Source organism: Pelomonas caseinilytica, from assembly GCF_021353235.1.
Lineage (GTDB): Bacteria > Pseudomonadota > Gammaproteobacteria > Burkholderiales > Burkholderiaceae_C > Pelomonas > Pelomonas caseinilytica.
Window position 1 is genome coordinate 423897 of sequence record NZ_JAJTWT010000004.1, and the last position, 15915, is coordinate 439811.

At 71.6% G+C, this 15915-nt stretch carries 16 protein-coding genes and 1 tRNA gene; 10 read left to right on the forward strand and 7 right to left on the reverse strand.

Translation table 11 applies throughout. The features are described from left to right. Positions 1-165 precede the first annotated feature (165 nt). The 4 genes from LXT12_RS26745 to LXT12_RS12550 form a co-directional block, all read right to left on the reverse strand. Positions 166-291, reverse strand: a complete 126-nt coding sequence (locus LXT12_RS26745; RefSeq protein ID WP_255763586.1) for a hypothetical protein — start codon at positions 289-291, stop codon at positions 166-168. Between the two features lie 55 nt (positions 292-346). Beyond that, positions 347-1267 (reverse strand): cation diffusion facilitator family transporter, encoded by a 921-nt coding sequence (locus LXT12_RS12540; protein WP_233392514.1) that lies wholly within the window; start codon positions 1265-1267, stop codon positions 347-349. 456 nt (positions 1268-1723) lie between these two features. Beyond that, entirely contained in the window at positions 1724-1996 is a 273-nt protein-coding gene (locus tag LXT12_RS12545; RefSeq protein ID WP_233392516.1) for a hypothetical protein, read from the reverse strand. Between the two features lie 100 nt (positions 1997-2096). Then, complete coding sequence (locus LXT12_RS12550) at positions 2097-4361, reverse strand: heavy metal translocating P-type ATPase (protein ID WP_349255021.1); 2265 nt, start codon at positions 4359-4361, stop codon at positions 2097-2099. A 97-nt stretch (positions 4362-4458) separates the two neighbouring features. On the opposite strand from LXT12_RS12550, the gene cadR reads away from it, so the two are divergent. The 5 genes from cadR (at position 4459) to LXT12_RS27130 (ending at position 6992) form a co-directional block, all read left to right on the forward strand. Then, entirely contained in the window at positions 4459-4911 is a 453-nt protein-coding gene (gene cadR, locus LXT12_RS12555; RefSeq protein ID WP_233392518.1) for a Cd(II)/Pb(II)-responsive transcriptional regulator, read from the forward strand. Positions 4912-5129: 218 nt separating this feature from the next. Next, positions 5130-5306, forward strand: coding sequence for a hypothetical protein (locus LXT12_RS12560; protein WP_233392519.1), 177 nt, complete (start codon positions 5130-5132; stop codon positions 5304-5306). Between the two features lie 13 nt (positions 5307-5319). Further along, a complete protein-coding gene (locus LXT12_RS12565; RefSeq protein WP_233392521.1) occupies positions 5320-5547 on the forward strand; it encodes a hypothetical protein in 228 nt (75 codons plus the stop codon). After that, on the forward strand, positions 5534-5950 hold the full coding sequence (locus tag LXT12_RS12570; RefSeq protein ID WP_233392523.1) for a type II toxin-antitoxin system VapC family toxin: 417 nt from the start codon (positions 5534-5536) through the stop codon (positions 5948-5950). The genes LXT12_RS12565 and LXT12_RS12570 overlap by 14 nt, the downstream gene beginning before the upstream one ends. Positions 5951-6053: 103 nt before the next feature. Next, positions 6054-6992, forward strand: a complete 939-nt coding sequence (locus LXT12_RS27130) for a recombinase zinc beta ribbon domain-containing protein (RefSeq protein WP_419964772.1) — start codon at positions 6054-6056, stop codon at positions 6990-6992. Here the strand turns inward: LXT12_RS27130 and LXT12_RS12580 are convergent. Further along, positions 6949-7025, reverse strand: a tRNA-Met gene (locus LXT12_RS12580). The two genes, LXT12_RS27130 and LXT12_RS12580, sit on opposite strands and share 44 nt — an antisense overlap. Before the next feature lie 194 nt (positions 7026-7219). Between LXT12_RS12580 and LXT12_RS12585 the strand changes: the two genes are divergently transcribed. The 5 genes from LXT12_RS12585 (at position 7220) to LXT12_RS12605 (ending at position 14661) form a co-directional block, all read left to right on the forward strand. Next, on the forward strand, positions 7220-8248 hold the full coding sequence (locus LXT12_RS12585) for a ligase-associated DNA damage response exonuclease (protein ID WP_233392526.1): 1029 nt from the start codon (positions 7220-7222) through the stop codon (positions 8246-8248). Then, positions 8245-9888: an ATP-dependent DNA ligase gene (locus tag LXT12_RS12590; RefSeq protein ID WP_233392527.1), complete on the forward strand. Its 1644-nt coding sequence runs from the start codon at positions 8245-8247 to the stop codon at positions 9886-9888. Before LXT12_RS12585 ends, LXT12_RS12590 begins: the two co-directional genes overlap by 4 nt. 638 nt (positions 9889-10526) lie before the next feature. Beyond that, on the forward strand, positions 10527-13058 hold the full coding sequence (locus tag LXT12_RS12595) for a ligase-associated DNA damage response DEXH box helicase (RefSeq protein WP_233392528.1): 2532 nt from the start codon (positions 10527-10529) through the stop codon (positions 13056-13058). Then, positions 13055-13714: a ligase-associated DNA damage response endonuclease PdeM gene (pdeM, locus tag LXT12_RS12600; protein ID WP_233392529.1), complete on the forward strand. Its 660-nt coding sequence runs from the start codon at positions 13055-13057 to the stop codon at positions 13712-13714. Before LXT12_RS12595 ends, pdeM begins: the two co-directional genes overlap by 4 nt. Before the next feature lie 92 nt (positions 13715-13806). Then, entirely contained in the window at positions 13807-14661 is an 855-nt protein-coding gene (locus LXT12_RS12605; RefSeq protein WP_233392530.1) for an endonuclease/exonuclease/phosphatase family protein, read from the forward strand. Between the two features lie 36 nt (positions 14662-14697). On the opposite strand, the gene LXT12_RS12610 is transcribed toward LXT12_RS12605, so the two are convergent. Next, a complete protein-coding gene (locus tag LXT12_RS12610) occupies positions 14698-15255 on the reverse strand; it encodes an RNA polymerase sigma factor (protein WP_233392531.1) in 558 nt (185 codons plus the stop codon). Between the two features lie 153 nt (positions 15256-15408). Then, positions 15409-15861, reverse strand: a complete 453-nt coding sequence (locus tag LXT12_RS12615) for a hypothetical protein (RefSeq protein ID WP_233392532.1) — start codon at positions 15859-15861, stop codon at positions 15409-15411. Positions 15862-15915: the final 54 nt, after the last annotated feature.

The following is a 15915-nucleotide window of genomic DNA, read 5'->3' on the forward strand; positions in this document are numbered from 1 at the left end:
CGAGGGCGCAAGCGGCCGAGCGGTCGAGCCGGCCCGGCCGGTCCAAACGGTCCGACAGGCCAGGCAGTGACGTCATGGGTCCGGGGTCGTGCTGCAAGGCGCGCAGCCTAGGGGTGTGCGCCGCTTAACGCCTTGATCCAGCGCAAGAGGCCGGGGCGCCAGCCCTCACCGCGGGCCGGAGGCGGCCGAGCCTGACGGCGGCTGCGTGGCCCCACCGCCGCCGGGCTCGATGCCGCTGCCGGCCAGCGGCGCGGCAGCGCCGCTCGCCCGCGCCCCAGGGAGCTTGGGCATGGTGGAGTCCGGTTGCGAGGCGCCTGCCGGCGATGCAGGTGCCCGAGGGCCCGCTTCAGCCGCCGGCGAGCAAGCCGAGGTAGACGCGGGTCAGCATGGGGTAGCGCTCGCGGATTTCGCCGCGCAGCGCCGCGGCCACCTGCGCGGCCCGCTCGGCGCTCACACCGGGCGCAAACCCCAGCTCCATCACGAGCAGCGCCTCCTTGGGGCCGATGTACATGCTCAGCACCGGCCCGGTGGCGACGACCTCGACATGCGCCCGCGCCAAGGCCACGAGGGCCTCGGCAGTGTGGGGCTGCACGCCCTCGCCGACGAGCAGGCCGCGCGCCTCGCGCACCAGCAACAGGGCCACGCCAGCCAGCAGCAGGCCGATCACCATCGAGGCCAGGGCGTCGATTTCCGGGCGGCCGAGCGCCTCGGCCAGGGCGATGCCCGCGGCCGCGACGAGCAGCCCCAGCAGGGCGGCGGCGTCCTCGGCCACGACGGTGTAGGTGGTGGGGTCCTTGCTCAGGCGCAGCGCCGCCCACGTCGGCCGGTCGCGCGCCTCGCGGCGGAACTGCCGCCAGGCGATGGCGAAGCTCGTCCCCTCGAACAGCAGGGCCGCGCCGAGTACGACGTAGTTCCAGAACGGCTGCTGGGCCGGTAGCGGATGTCGCAGGTGGCGAACACCCTCGTAGAAGGACACGCCGCCGCCCAGGCCGAAGATCAGCACCGCGACGATGAGGCTCCAGAAGTAGAGCTCGCGGCCATGGCCGAACGGGTGGACGGCGTTGGGTGGCCGGCGGCTGCGGTGCAGGCCGAACAGCATCAGCAGGCCGTTACCGGTGTCCACCGTCGAGTGCACCGCCTCCGACAGCATGGCCGAGCTGCCGGTGTGGGCGGCGACGGCGAACTTGGTCACCGCGATGGCGACGTTGGCGGCGATGGCACCGTACAGCACCACGGGCGATTCGCGGGAGCGGAGTTCGGACGGCATGCCGGCTCGGAGCAAGCCGCATACCGGCGGCGGGATTTGCCGCAAGCCGCTCCGTGGGGCAAGCGGCGCGCCTCGCCGGCATCCCCCTTTCGCGCGCACAGGGAAAGCGGATTGCCTCCGGAGCCGGCAGCCCAGGAGGACCGGCGGCACCACGGTGCGACCATGGCGCTGACGCGGCGCTCGCCCGCTGGCAGTGGCAGCACAGCGTGGCGCCGGTGCAGGCGCTGCGCTGGCCCATCACCTTCCGCACGCGCCGCTGAGCCGCTGCAGCTCGCTGCCTTGCCGAACAGGGTCGCGCGCAGCGGCTCGGGCGCGGCAGTGTGGCGCTGGATGCGGGCGGCATCGTAGAAGAAGGCCACCGCGTCGCCGCCGGCCAGGCACAGGTCGGCTCGCCGACGGCACCCGGCCAAGTCGTTGCCATCGGGAACCGGCGTCCCGCAGGCCGCGGGTGGCCGCTCAGGCGCCGCGCGCGTAATCGGCGAAGCCGGGCCGCGGCCGGTCGGCATCGGCGTGGCGGTCGGCCGGCATGCCGGCCTCCAGCGAACGCAGCGGCAGGTCGCGCGTGAGCGCATCGGGGTCGGCGGCGGGATCGCGGCCCAGGCCGTCCGGCATGAGGCCGTCCGACGTGGGCAGGGATACGCGGTCGGCCATGGCGCGGGCGGACAGGGAGCGCCAGATCAGCGTGCCGACCGTGGCAGCAGCCGCAAGGACGAGGAGACGCGAAGGCATGGGAGTTCCTTTCGGGAAGGCCAGGGAATGGCGCCGCTGGCGCCGCGGTCGTGCGGCCCCGGCAAGGCCCGTTCCGGTCGCCCGGCCGTCGAAGCCGCCGTCAGCGAGCGGCCGGGGCCCGCAGCAGCCTCAGGCCGTTGAACACCACCAGCAGGCTCGCCCCCATGTCGGCGAAGACGGCCATCCACATCGTGGCGCTGCCGAACACGGCCAAGGCGAAGAACACCATCTTGATGCCCAGCGCGATGGCGATGTTCTGCCAGAGCACGGCATGGGTCCGCCGGGACAGGCGGATGGTCTCGGGCACCTTGCGGAGGTCGTCGTTCATGATGAGCACGTCGGCCGCTTCCTTGGCCGTGTCGGTGCCGGCACCGCCCATCGAGAAGCCCACGGCCGCCGCGGCGAGGCTGGGCGAATCGTTGACGCCGTCGCCCACCATGCCCACCCGCCGGGTGGTACCCAGGTCGGCGATGACATCGAGCTTGTCCTGCGGCAGCAGATGGGCTCGCACGTCGTCGATGCCAACCTGGCTGGCGATCGCCTTCGCCGTCGAGGGGTTGTCGCCCGTCAGCATGATGGTGCGGATGCCCAGGGCCTTCAGCTCGGCCACGGCCTGCCGGCTGGACGCCTTCACGGTGTCCGCGACGGCGAACAGCGTCAGCACGCCGTCTTCGTCCGCGAGCAGGGACAGCATCAGGCCGGCCGCCTCGTGCTCCTCCAGCCGCGACTCCAGCTCGGCGGAGCACAGGCCGCGCTCGTGCACCCAGCGATGGTTGCCGAGGAAATAGCGGCGGCCGGCGACCGTGCCGTGGACGCCGCGTCCCATCTGGGCGCCGAAGTCCTGGACGGCCAGCGCCTGCCCACCCAGCCCGGCCGCGACGGCCTGGGACACCGGGTGGTCGGAGCGGGACGCGAGGCTCTTCGCGACCTGCATCACCTCGGCTTCGGGCCGCGCCTGCGACAGGGCCGCGTGGGCGACGAGGCGCGGCCTGCCTTCGGTCAGCGTGCCGGTCTTGTCGAGCGCCATCACGCTGAGCCTGCGGGCCTCCTCCAGGTGGACGCCGCCCTTGATGAGGATGCCGCGACGCGCGGCGGCAGCCAACCCGCTGACGACGGTCACGGGCGTCGAGATGACGAGGGCGCAGGGGCAGGCGATGACGAGCAGCACCAGGGCCTTGTAGACCGCCGCCGGCCACGGCCAGCCCATGAGCAGCGGCGTGCCCACGGCGACCGCGAGGGCCAGCGCGAAGACGGCCGGGGTGTAGACGGCGGCGAAGCGGTCGACGAAGCGCTGCGTCGGTGCGCGCTGGCCCTGGGCCTGCTCGACGGCATGGATGATGCGCGCCAGCGTCGTGTCGCCCGCCGGCTTGGTAACTTCGAATTCAAGGGCGCCGCTCTGGTTGATGGTGCCGGCGAAGACCTCGTCGCCCGGCAGCTTGTCCACGGGGATGCTCTCGCCGGTGACGGGCGACTGGTCGACGGCGCCCTGGCCCGCCGTGACCCGTCCGTCGAGCGCAAAGCGCTCGCCCGGCTTGACGCGGGCCAGGGCCCCCACGGCCACGGACTTGGCCGCCACGCTGGCCCAGCTGCCGTCGGCCTGGCGCACTTCCACGCGGGGTGGCGACAGCGCGAGAAGCCCGGTGATGGCCTTGCGCGCCCGCTCGACCGAACGGGCCTCGATGAGTTCGGCGAGGGAGTACAGCGCCATCACCATCGCGGCTTCGGGCCACTGGCCGATGACGAAGGCGCCCAGCACGGCCACCGACATCAGGGCGTTGATGTTGAGCTGCCCGCGCAGCAGCGACGACAGGCCCTTGCGGAGCACCGCGAGGCCGGAGAGGGCGATGGCGGCGCCCGCCAGGGCCATGCCGGCGAGTTTCCAGGCCAGCGCGTCCGGCGCCGAGAAATGAACCGTCTCAGCACCCAGGGCCACGAGCAGCGCCGCCAGCAGCCGCGCCCACTCGCCGCGCCGCGCCTTGGACGTGTCCTCGGCCGCCGGGGGAACGGACAAGGTCTCGGTCTCGAAGCCGAGGGCACGGATGGCCGCGGCCACCGGTTCCCAACTGGCCGGCGGGGCGTCGATGCTCAGCGTGCGGGCGCCCAGGTCGAAGCGCAGCCCGCGGATCTCCGTGAAGCGCTCCAGCGCGCGGCGGATCTGCCCCTCTTCCGTGGGGCAGTCCATCGCGGGAATACGCAACAACAGCCCGCCGGCTGAAGGAGGCGTCAGCGTCGTCGCGACCGGCGAGGCGCAGGTGGGGCCGCAGCAGGGCACCGCATGATCGTGGTCGCGGTCGTGCCCCGAGCCATGGGCGTGGTCATGTGCGTGGTGGTGATCGGCAGGCGCGCCGTGGTCGTGGGTGCTCATGCGGGATGGATCGTCAGGTGCAAGGGCATTTGACAATCTGTAGCTGCTACAGAGTCAAGTCCCTACACTCGGCCGATGGCGAACCCAGGGGCCCATCATGAAGATCGGTGAGTTGTCCGCTGCCTCGGCCACCGCCGTCGAGACTATCCGTTATTACGAACGCGAGGGCCTGCTTCCCGCGCCGGCCCGCACCCAGGGCAACTTTCGCGTCTACGAGACCCGGCACCTGGAGCGGCTGCAGTTCATCCGCTACTGCCGGGGCCTGGACATGTCGCTGGACGAAGTGCGCATCCTCCTCAAGGTCAAGGACGCGCCGCACGAAAGCTGCGGCGACGTGAACCTCCTGCTGGACGAGCACATCGAACACGTCACCCAGCGGATCCGCGAACTGCGCGCGCTCGAAAAGGCGCTGAAGTCCTTGCGCGAGCGCTGCGGCGACGCCCGGCCGTCCGACCAATGCGGCATCCTCTCCGGCCTGTCCGACGCGTCCAGAGAGGCGACCGCCGCCAAGGCGGTTTCAAAGCATCTGCGGTCGGTTCATTCCGGCTGAGGCGGACGCCGGACGGTGACTGCAGTCGAGAACACCGCCTGCGAGCGGGCCCGAAGACATTGAGCTGGCGAAATGGAAAAACCCGCTGAGCGGCTGGCACTCAGCGGGTTTCCGGATTTGGTTGCGGGGCGCGCAATTCCTCCCGGAGACGCCTCTATTTCCCCAGGTGAACCGCCCTGGCGGTGGCCGCAGCATCGCCGAACCCCTACCATTCGCCTATGCCTTTGCAACCCGATGAAGCGGCCGCCCCGCAGCAGCTCACCGACGCCCAGCGTGCCGAGCTGCGCGCGCGCCTGGCCCACCATCAGGCCAATCCGGGTGAGCGCGGCGTCTCCATGCACGAGCTGAGGGCCAAGCTACTGGGCGCTGACAAAACGCCCCAGCCGTCACCATGAGAAGATCGCACGTATGAAAAGCGTTCTCTTAGCCAAGAGCCGTGCCAAACCCAAGCCTATCGGCCTGAAAAAGGTCGAGGGCATCGGTTTCTACGAGGTGCCCAGCAGCGCGCCGCGCCTGACCTCGGAAGAGATTCGGGCAAGGCTGGACGCGTTCTATGCCAAGCATCCTCGCCGGACCCTGAAGAAGGGCCAGAAGAGCATCGTCGAGCAGCTCCGCGAAGACCGTGATCGTCGTTGATGCCTCCGTCGCGCTCGCCTGGGTGCTGGACGAATCGGAGGTCAATCACCAGTACGCGGCGGATGTGGCCGCCGCGAAGCTGGAAGGCGACGAAGAGCTGATCGCGCCCATGCTCATGGCGCAGGAATGCAGCTACCGGCTGTTGAAGATCGGGCGCACCAAGCGCTGGGGCGAGGCCCTGGTTGCAGAGTACGGCGAGACCATCGACATGATCGGCGTCCGCTACCTGGATCAGCTGTCCACCGTCTCGGGCCTGGTGCGCTTCGCCGTGCGCCGGCACGTTCAAGGCTATGACGCCGTGTATCTGGCGCTGGCACTCGCCACGGGCGCCAAGCTCGCTACCCTGGATGGTGGACTGAAGACCGCGGCGCGCGCGGCCGGCGTCGAACTCTTCTCCGCCTGAACGACTGCGGCCGGGAGGCCAACCTGCGCCGCGTCCCCTACTCACTGACGAAGGCGTCAGCGGCTCGACGCCGCTGGCGATGCGCGCCGGCGGCAAGGCGCTGATGGCCGACGCCCTCGCCAAGCGCTTCGACGTGCTGTACATCGGCCACGTGGTGTGGAACCGGCGGCAGTGGCAGAAAGACCCGGAGACGGGGAAGCGCCGCTATGTCGAGCGCCCGCCGGCGGAGTGGCAGACCCGCGAGGAGCCCGAGCTGCGCATCGTGAGCGATGAGCTGTGGCGGTGCGTGCAGGACCGCGCACGACGTGGCCCCGCGCGCGGCACGCGCACCGGCAAGGGCGCCATCCCGCGCACGCTGTTCGCCGGCATGCTCCGGTGCTACGCCTGCGGTGCGGCTTTCACGGCGATCAATCCCAAGCGCTACGGCTGCAGCGCCCACCGGGACCGCGGCGCGGCCGTGTGCGCGTCGTCGGTGACCATCGGGCGCGACGTGCTCGACAAGCGACTGCTGGCCGAGGTGCGCGATGACCTGCTGAGCCCCGACGCGATGTCGCTGCTGCAGCGTGAAGTCGCTGCACTCCTCGCCGACATGCAGCGCGAAGCGACGGGCGAGGTCGCCACAGCGCCTCGCCTGCTCAAGACGCTGGAAGCCGAGATCGGCCGCCTGGTGGAGGCCATCGCCGCGATGGGCATCAGCCCGGCGCCGCAGCAGCGGCTTCGCGCCGCCGAGGCCGAGCGCACGCGGCTGCGCCAGCTCGTCGACCAAGCCGCGGCCGGCCCTGGCCAGGTCATCGACGACGTGTTGGCGCGCTACCGGCGCCAGGTGCTGGAGCTGCAGCGAGTCCTCGAGGAAGACACCGACCGCGACCGCACGCGGCAACTGCTGGCCGACATGCTCGGCCCGGTGCAGATGGGCCGCGACGCCGACACGGGCGCAACCAGGGCCGAAATTGAAAAACCCGCCGAGCGGCTACTGCTACTCGGCGGGTCTCTGAAAGTGGTTGCGGGGGCCGGATTTGAACCGACGACCTTTGGGTTATGAGCCCAACGAGCTACCAGACTGCTCCACCCCGCGACTGAAGCTGAAAGTGTAGCACGATTTTCCTGGTCCGGGCAAGGTGCTCGCCAGGGCGAGGCAGGCGGGAGCACGGCGGCGGGCGAGAGGTTGTCGGCCAGGGCCTCGAAGCCGCGTCGTCGCAGCCCCCGGCAGCGCGCAGGCCGTCGGCGCGATGCGCACGTGGGCATCGAGGCATTGGGCACACTGTGGCGATGCCCGATCTGGTCACGCGCCGCCCGGAAGGCCTTTACTGCGACGCCGGAGGCTTCTACATCGATCCCTGGTTGCCGGTGGACCGGGCCGTCGTCACGCACGCCCATGCCGACCACTGCCGGCCGGGCCATGGCGCCTATCTCGCCCAGCGCGACGCCCTCGGCCTGATGCGTTCGCGCCTGGGTGACGACGCGACCCTCGAAGGCCTGGCCTATGGCGAGCCCCGCCGCATCGGCGACGTGACGCTGAGCCTGCATCCCGCCGGCCACGTCCTCGGTTCCGCGCAGGTCCGCATCGAGCATCGCGGCGAGGTCTGGGTCGTGTCGGGTGATTACTTCGTCAGTGGGGCCGGCGACGTCAACACCACCTGCGCGCCCTTCGAACCGGTGCGCTGCGACTGCTTCGTCACCGAAAGTACCTTCGGCCTGCCCATCTACCGCTGGGCGCCTCAGCAGGAGGTGCTGGCCGAAATGCGCGCGTGGTGGGCGGCGTGCGCGGCCGAGGGCCGGCATGCGCTGCTGATGGGTTACAGCCTCGGCAAGGCGCAGCGACTGCTCGCCGGGCTGGCCACGGCCGATGCGCCGGGCCCGGTGCTCGTGCACGCCGCCGTCGCGCGCCTGAACGCAGCCTATCGAGACGCCGGCGTCGCCCTGCCCGCGGCCGAGACGGTCACGCCAGAGACCTCGTTCAAGGCGCTGCGCGGCGCCCTCGTCATCGCGCCGCCGGCGGTTCAGGACAGCCGCTGGGCGCGCGCCCTGGGCCCGCATGGCGACGCCTTCGCCAGCGGCTGGATGCGCCTGCGCGGCGCGCGGCGGCGGCGCAGCGTCGATCGCGGCTTCGTCTTCAGCGACCACGCCGACTGGCCGGGCCTGCTGTCGGCCATCCGCGCCACCGGCACCGAGCGGGTCATCGTCACGCACGGCGACGAAGGCGCCCTGGTGCGCTATCTGAGCGAACTCGGCCTGCGCGCCGAGGCCTTCGCGACCGAGTACGGCGACGAGGCGCAGGCCGGCGAGGGCGAGGCATGAAGCGCTTCGTCGCCCTCTACCTCGCGCTGGACGCCAGCACCTCCACGCTCGCCAAGGTCGCAGCCCTCAAGCGCTACCTCGCCCAGGCGCCCGCTCGCGACGCGGCCTGGGCCGTCTACCTGCTGGCCGGCGGCACGCCAAGGCGGGCCGTGCCCACCAACGAACTGCGCGCCCTGGCCTGCGAGGCGGCCGGCCTGCCGGAGTGGCTGTTCGAGGCGGGCTACGCTGCCACGGGCGACCTCGCCGAGGCCATCGCCTACGTGCTGCCCGACCCGGCAGACCGGCTGGACGAGCCGCTGGCGGACTGGATGCAGGGGCGCATCCTGCCGCTGCGCGCCCTGGACGCTGCCGCCCGGCGCGAGGCGGTGCTGGCCGCCTGGAACGGCCTGTCTGCGGACGAGCGCTTCATGTTCGTCAAGCTCGTCGGCGGCGGCTTTCGCGTTGGCGTCAGCAAGCTGCTGGTGCAGCGGGCGCTGGCCGAATGGTCGGGCGCGGATGCCGCCGGCATCGCCCAGCGCATGATGGGCTACACGGACATCGACACGCCGCCGACGGCCGAGCGCTTCCTGGCCCTGCTGCGGGAGCCTGAGGACGGCGCACGCGGCGGCCAGCCCTACCCTTTCTTCCTGGCGCATCCGCTGCCGGGCGACCCGGCTGAACTCGGCGCCAGGAGCGACTGGCTGGCCGAGTGGAAGTACGACGGCATCCGCGCCCAGGTCGTCAAGCGTGGCGGGCAGGTGTGGATCTGGTCGCGCGGCGAGGAACTCGTCACCGAGCGCTTCCCTGAAGTGCTGGCGGAGGCCGCCACCTGGCCCGATGGCACGGTGGTGGATGGAGAACTGCTGGCCTGGCTGCCGGGCGAAGCCGGTCCCGCACCCTTCGCCCTGCTGCAAAAGCGCATCGGCCGAACCAAGCTGTCCAAGGCCATCTTGGCCGAGGCACCGGTTCGGCTGTTGGCCTACGACCTGCTCGAAAGCGAAGGCGTGGACCGTCGGCACGAGCCGATGCACCTGCGGCGCGCGCGGCTGGAGGCCCTGGGCATCACGACCTCGCCGCTGGTGGAGGCCGCCGACTGGCCCGGCCTCGCGACGGCGCGCGAGGGCTCGCGCGAGCGGCGCGTCGAGGGGCTGATGCTCAAGCACCGCGACTCGCCCTATGGGATCGGTCGCACGGGCAGCGCTTGGTGGAAGTGGAAGATCGCGCCGCTGAGCGTGGACGCCGTGCTGATCTACGCCCAGGCCGGCCACGGCCGCCGCGCCAGCCTCTACACCGACTACAGCTTCGCGGTGTGGAGCCGGTCGCCGCGCGATGCCGCCGAGGCGCAGGCGGCGCTCGACGGCAGCGTCAGCGCCCTGGCGCTGGTGCCCTTCGCCAAGGCCTATTCGGGGCTGACCGACGAGGAGATCAAGCGCGTGGACCGGGTGGTGCGGCAGACGACGGTGGAGAAGTTCGGGCCGGTACGGCGGGTCCGGCCGACGCTGGTGTTCGAGCTGGGCTTCGAGGGCATCCAGGCGAGCACGCGGCACAAGAGCGGCATCGCGGTGAGGTTTCCGCGGATGCTGAGGATCCGGGAGGACAAGCCTTTGCATGAGGCGGATACGCTGGATTCGTTGAGGGCGTTGATGGAGGTGGTGGGGTGAGGGGGGCGCGCTGACGATGGTTGTTTTTGCTTTGAGCCTTTCGGCTCGGTGCGCTGTGTTGTTGGGCGCTCTTGCATGGAGCCTTTCGACTCGGTGCACCGAGCCGGGAGTCCGCCCCGGCGGGCGGGTAACTTTTCTCTGTCGCGCCAGAAGAAAGTCACCAAAAGAGAGGCGCCCTCAATCCGGTGCCCTGACGCGCTTAGAGCTCGGACCGTCCCAGAAGCGACCCGCTTCGCTCTCGCCGCTGTCCCTATCCAGAGCCCGAGCCATCGGACCTTCGCGCCGGTTAACGCCGGCTGCACGCCGGGCTCACCAATGAAGCCACCACATGCCCCGACGCGCCGCCCGAGCGGCGCTTGTATTCCTACTCGTGAGCACGGCGTGCAGCCGCGCGTTAGGCGGGCTGGCGGTGGATGGATGGGGCTCGGGATAGGGACAGCAGCGAGAGCGAAGCGGTTCGCCTGGGGGCGCTTCTTGGCGTTCAACACATCAGGGCCCTCGATTTATGGCGCCTCTTCTTTGGTGACTTTCTTCTGGCGCGACAGAAGAAAGTTACCCGCCCTCGCGGGGCGGATTCCCGCGGCGGTGCAGAGAGTCGCAAAGGCTAGATGCAAAAGCAACCTCAAAAGGCCCGCGGCATGAAGACCGCCACCACCACCGCCTGGCTCAACGCCAAAGGCTGGAAAGCCTTCCCCTTCCAGCGCTCCGTCTGGAAGGCAATGAGCCAGGGCCGATCGGGCCTGCTGCACGCCACCACCGGCGCTGGCAAGACCCTCGCCGTCTGGCTCGGCGCGCTGCAGGCCTTCGCTGACGCCGAGGCTCCGCTGACCGTGCTCTGGGTGACCCCCATGCGAGCCCTCAGCCATGACACCCTGCTCGCCCTGCAGGACGCCGCCTCCGCCCTCGCGCCCCACTGGACGCTGGCCGCCCGCACCGGCGACACCACCTCCACCGAGCGCGCCGCGCAGCAGCGCCGCTGGCCGACCGCCCTCGTCACGACGCCCGAGTCGCTGAGCCTCATGCTGTCGCGCGCCGACGCGCCGGACATCCTGAGCCGGGTGCGCCTCGTCGTCGTCGACGAATGGCACGAGCTGCTGGGCACCAAGCGCGGCGTGCAGGCGCAGCTGGCCCTGGCCCGGCTGCGGCGCTGGAACCGCGGGCTCATGACCTGGGGCCTGTCCGCCACGCTGGCCAACCTGGACGAGGCCCGGGACACGCTCGCGCCCCAGGCCGTGATCGTGCGCGGCGCGCAGGACAAGAAGATCGCCATCGAGACCCTGCTGCCCGCGCGCATCGAGCGCTTCGCCTGGGGCGGCCACATGGGGCTGACCATGCTGCCGGCCGTCGTCGAGCTGATCGACTCGGCCGCCAGCAGCCTCGTCTTCACCAACACCCGCTCGCAGAGCGAGCGCTGGTTCCAGGCCCTGCTCGACGCGCGGCCCGACTGGGCCGGCGCCATCGCCCTGCACCACGGCTCCATCGACGCCGAACTGCGCCGCTGGGTGGAGGCGGCGATGAAGTCGGGTCAGCTCAAATGCGTCGTCTGCACCGCCAGCCTCGACCTGGGCGTGGATTTCCTGCCGGTGGACCAGGTGCTGCAGATCGGCTCGGCCAAGGGCGTGGCCCGGCTGCTGCAGCGGGCCGGCCGCAGCGGCCATGCGCCGGGGCGCCGGTCCAGGGTCACCATGGTGCCCACGCACAGCCTGGAGATCGTCGAGGCCTCGGCGCTGCGCGCCGCCGTGCAGGCCGGCCGCATCGAGCCGCGTCGGCCGCCCGTGGCGCCGCTGGACGTGCTGGTGCAGCACCTCGTGACGGTGGCGCTGGGCGGCGGCTTCCGGCCCGACGAACTGCTGGCCGAGGTGCGCACCGCGCCGTCCTACCGCATGCTCACCGACGAGGCCTGGCAATGGGCCCTGGCCTTCGTGCGCCACGGCGGCGAGAGCCTGCGCGCCTACCCGGACTTCCAGCGCGTCGTGCCCGACGACGACGGCGTCTGGCGCGTGCCCGACGTGCGGCTCGCGCGGCGCCACCGCAGCAACATCGGCACCATCGTGTCGGACGCCGTCATGAGCGTGCAATTCCTCACCGGCGGGCGCATCGCGACGGTGGAGGAAAACTTCATCGCAAGGCTCAAGCCGGGTGACGTCTTCCTGCTCGGCGGGCGGGCGCTGGAGCTGGTGCGCACCGAAGGCCTGACGGCCTATGTGCGCGTCGCCAAGCCGGGCCGCGCCCTGCTGCCGCGCTGGAACGGCGGCCAGTTCCCCATCTCGGACACGCTGGCGGACGCCATGCTGGAGCGCTTCGACGAAGCGGCGCAGGGCCGCTACGGCGACCGCGAGATGCGCTTCGTCGCGCCGCTGCTGAAGCTGCAGGCCGAGTGGTCGGCCCTGCCCGGCTCGCAGCGGCTGCTGGCGGAGGTGCAGACCTCGGCCGACGGACACCACCTCTTCCTCTACCCCTTCGCCGGCCGCACCGTGCACCTGGGCCTGGCCTGGCTGCTGGCCTGGCGGGTCGGGCGAGACACGCCGGCCACCTTCACCGTCGCGGTCAACGACTACGGCATGGAACTGCTCAGCGCCACCGAGGTCGACTGGGCCGCGCGCCTGCCCGGCCTGCTCGCCGCCGTGGACCGCGCGACCCTGCGCGGGGAGGTGCTCGCCAGCATCAACGCCAGCGAGCTGGCGCGGCGGCGCTTCCGGCAGATCGCGCGCATCTCCGGGCTGATCTTCCAGAGCCACCCTGGCGAGGTGCGCAGCCAGCGCCAGCTGCAGGCCTCGGCCTCGCTGTATTTCGACGTCTTCCGCCAGCACGATCCGGGCAACCGGCTGCTGCGCCAGGCCGAGGAGGAGCTGCTGTCGGCCGAGCTGGACGTGGACGCCCTGGCCCGCACGCTGGACCGCCTGGCCGCCCTGCCGCTGGAGCTGCAACGCCCGGCGCGCACGTCGCCCCTGGCCTTCCCGCTGCTGGTGGAGATGCTGCGCGAGCGGGTCACGACCGAATCGCTGGCGCAGCGCCTGACTCGCATGCTGGCCGAGCTGGAGGCCGCCGCGGGCGGCGGCACCGCGCCCGGCGACGTGGGCGAGCGCCTGGCCTTCGGGCAGGAGGGCGACAAGGCCGCGCCACGCGGCGGCGGGCGGACAGGGCAAAGATCAGGGCGGAGGCGGCGGTGAGCCTGCGCCTGGACGCGGCCGGGGAGTCGCTGTGGCTGCTGCCTGACGGCGCCGTCTGGTGGCCGGCGGCGCGCACCCTGTTCGCGGCCGACCTGCACCTCGGCAAGGGTGCGGCCTTCCGCGCCCAGGGCCAGCCCGTGCCCGCCGGCAGCAGCGCCCGCACGCTCGCCCGCCTGCGGAGCCTGGCCGAGTTCCACGGCGCGCAGCGCCTCGTCGTGCTGGGCGATTTCTGGCACGGCGCCGAGGGCCTGACGCCCGCCTTGCTCGCCGACGTGACGACCTTCGCCTCCGCGATCGAGACCGTGCTGGTGCTGGGCAACCACGATCGGCGCATCCACCCGGCCGGCCTGCCGTTGCGGGCGGTCAGCGGTTCGCTGGCCCTCGGGCCGTTCACCGCCGCGCACGAGCCTCCGGCTGCCGGCACGCCCGGCTTCACGCTGGCGGGACACCTGCATCCGGCCGTCGTCATCGCCAGCCGCGCGGGCGACCGTCTGCGCCGGCCCTGCTTCGTCCGCTGGCCGCATGCCCTGGTGCTGCCGGCCTTCGGCGGGCTGACCGGGGCCCTGACCCTGCACCGCGCTGAACTGGCCCGTCAGGGCGCCGAGGTGGCCGTGCTCGGCGACGGCGAGGTGCGCTGGCTGCCCCGAACGGCTTGATCCGCCGGCGGGGCAGGTGAGAGGGCCGATTCGGAGCAGGCCTCAGGGTTGGCTTAGGCTTTGGCCTCCTGGACCACGATGCCCTTCGCCATATGCACCGCCTGTTTGCCCTGCTGGCCTGCCTCTGCCTGTCCGCCTCACCGCAGCTCGCGCATGCCGGCGAACCGTGGCGCTTGGCCACCTACAACCTGCGGCTGAATGTCGCCAGTGACGGCATCAACGCCTGGCCGCAACGGCGCGCGCAGGTGCTGGCGCTGATCCGCTATCACGGCTGGGACATCTTCGGCACGCAGGAAGGGCTGCCGGACCAGATCGCCGACCTCGAGCAGCTCGCCGGTTTCGAGCGTGTCGGCGTCGGACGCGACGATGGCGCGGCACGCGGCGAGCATGCCGCCCTGTTCATCCGCCGGGAGCGCTTCGAGGTGCTGCGCAGCGGCACCTTCTGGCTGAGCGAGACGCCGGAGAAGCCCTCCAAGGGGTGGGACGCCCGGTGCTGCAACCGCATTGCGACCTGGGTCGAGCTGCGCGATCGGCGCGCGCCGCAGGCCGGGCCGTTCTACGTATTCAACACCCACTTCGACCACGAAGGCCTCGTCGCCCGGCGCGAATCGGCCAAGCTGCTGCTGGCCCGCCGTGCCAGCATTGCCGGCGATGCCCCGACGCTGGTCATCGGCGATTTCAACAGCGGGCCTGGCAGCGAGCCGGTGCAGATCCTGCTGAGCGAACTGCTCGACGCGCGCGCCACCAGCCGCACGCCGCCCTACGGCCCGGAGGGCACGTTCAACGGCTTCCGCATCGATGCGCCACTGCCCGCCGAAGAGCGCATCGACCACATCTTCCACACGCGCGGCATCGAGACGCTGAGCTGGGGCGCGCTCACCGACTCGCGCCAGGGGCGCTACCCGTCGGACCACCTGCCGGTGGAGGTGCTGCTGCGCCTGCCCTGAATCCCGGGCAACGACCGATGCCGGTCAAATGACCCGTCAGAACGGCAGTTGGGCGCCGCGGGCCTGCATGCGGGTGCGCAGGTGGGAGCGTGCGCGGGAGACGCGGCTGCGCACCGTGCCGATGGGCACCGACAGCAGGGCGGCGGCGTCCTCGTAGCTCATGTCGTCCATGGCGACGAGCAGCAGCACCTCGCGCATCTCGGGCATCAGGCCGTCGAGCTCGGTCTGCAGCAGCAGCATCAGCTGGTTGAGGTGGCATTGCTGCTCGGGGTCGGCCTGGCCGCAAGGGGTGGACTCCAGCGCCGTCTCGTCCTCGAAGCGGTACAGGCGCGACGGCGCCCGCGACAGGTGGTTGCGCACCAGGTTCATCGCGATGCCGTAGAGCCAGGTTGACAGCTGCGACTCGCCGCGGAAGTGCTCGAAGGTGCGCGCCGCCTCCACGAAGGCCTGCTGGGCCAGCTCCTCGGCCTCGGTGCTGTCGCCGATGTGGCGGAGCACGAAGCGGTACAGGCGGTCGCGGTGTTCGCCGAACAGCTCCGAGAAGATGACGTTAGGGTCTGCAACAGCGGGGTGGCGGATCTGAAGGCACTGCATCGCGGGCTCCGGGCGGTGGCGGCGATCACGATGACCGCCTTGTGTGATCAGACGCCGGCACGGCCAGCGGGGCGACATGGCTGTCCCGCCCTACCCCCGCGTTTGCGGGCATGGGTTAACCCCCGTCACCGTGAACTACTTCACGACCCGGTTTCAGTGCGCGGGCTGACTCAACAATGCGCGAAGCCTCGCCGTTATGGCTTCGGCATCCGCGGAGGGTGGCGGGAACTCCGATCGCAGGATCACGTCCAACGCCTCCCGGCGCTCCGGGCCCAGGGAGGAGGGGTCCAGCCCCAGGCCCTCGGCGACGCGGCGGAAGCGCCAACCTCCCAGCACGGCCGAGAACTCGAAGAGCAGGAAGCTGGACTGCGCCAGCAACAGGCTGAGCGCCGATTCCGCACAGGCCACGGCCCGCCGCACGGTGCGTGCGGGCAGCAGGCGGCGCGGCTGCAGGCCCAGGCGCCACTCGCGCTCCGCGATGGCGCTGGCGGCCTCGCCGAAATGCTCGCGCAACGCCACCACGAAGAGCCGCCCCACCTGGTCGGAGATGCCGTCGGCGGGCGTGGCGCCGCTGCACAGCGTCTCCTGCCCGTCCACCAGCGCCACCCAGAGCAGGGGCCCCGCGGCGGCGGCCGCGACGAAGGCGTCCAGCCCGGGGTG

Coding starts and splice junctions, on each gene's coding strand:
- LXT12_RS26745 (WP_255763586.1), bottom strand. CDS start 291: ATGCCCAAGCTCCCTGGGGCGCGGGCGAGCGGCGCTGCCGCGCCGCTG.
- LXT12_RS12540 (WP_233392514.1), bottom strand. CDS start 1,267: ATGCCGTCCGAACTCCGCTCCCGCGAATCGCCCGTGGTGCTGTACGGT.
- LXT12_RS12545 (WP_233392516.1), bottom strand. CDS start 1,996: ATGCCTTCGCGTCTCCTCGTCCTTGCGGCTGCTGCCACGGTCGGCACG.
- LXT12_RS12550 (WP_349255021.1), bottom strand. CDS start 4,361: ATGAGCACCCACGACCACGGCGCGCCTGCCGATCACCACCACGCACAT.
- cadR (WP_233392518.1), top strand. CDS start 4,459: ATGAAGATCGGTGAGTTGTCCGCTGCCTCGGCCACCGCCGTCGAGACT.
- LXT12_RS12560 (WP_233392519.1), top strand. CDS start 5,130: ATGCCTTTGCAACCCGATGAAGCGGCCGCCCCGCAGCAGCTCACCGAC.
- LXT12_RS12565 (WP_233392521.1), top strand. CDS start 5,320: ATGAAAAGCGTTCTCTTAGCCAAGAGCCGTGCCAAACCCAAGCCTATC.
- LXT12_RS27130 (WP_419964772.1), top strand. CDS start 6,054: ATGGCCGACGCCCTCGCCAAGCGCTTCGACGTGCTGTACATCGGCCAC.
- LXT12_RS12585 (WP_233392526.1), top strand. CDS start 7,220: ATGCCCGATCTGGTCACGCGCCGCCCGGAAGGCCTTTACTGCGACGCC.
- LXT12_RS12590 (WP_233392527.1), top strand. CDS start 8,245: ATGAAGCGCTTCGTCGCCCTCTACCTCGCGCTGGACGCCAGCACCTCC.
- LXT12_RS12595 (WP_233392528.1), top strand. CDS start 10,527: ATGAAGACCGCCACCACCACCGCCTGGCTCAACGCCAAAGGCTGGAAA.
- LXT12_RS12605 (WP_233392530.1), top strand. CDS start 13,807: ATGCACCGCCTGTTTGCCCTGCTGGCCTGCCTCTGCCTGTCCGCCTCA.
- LXT12_RS12610 (WP_233392531.1), bottom strand. CDS start 15,255: ATGCAGTGCCTTCAGATCCGCCACCCCGCTGTTGCAGACCCTAACGTC.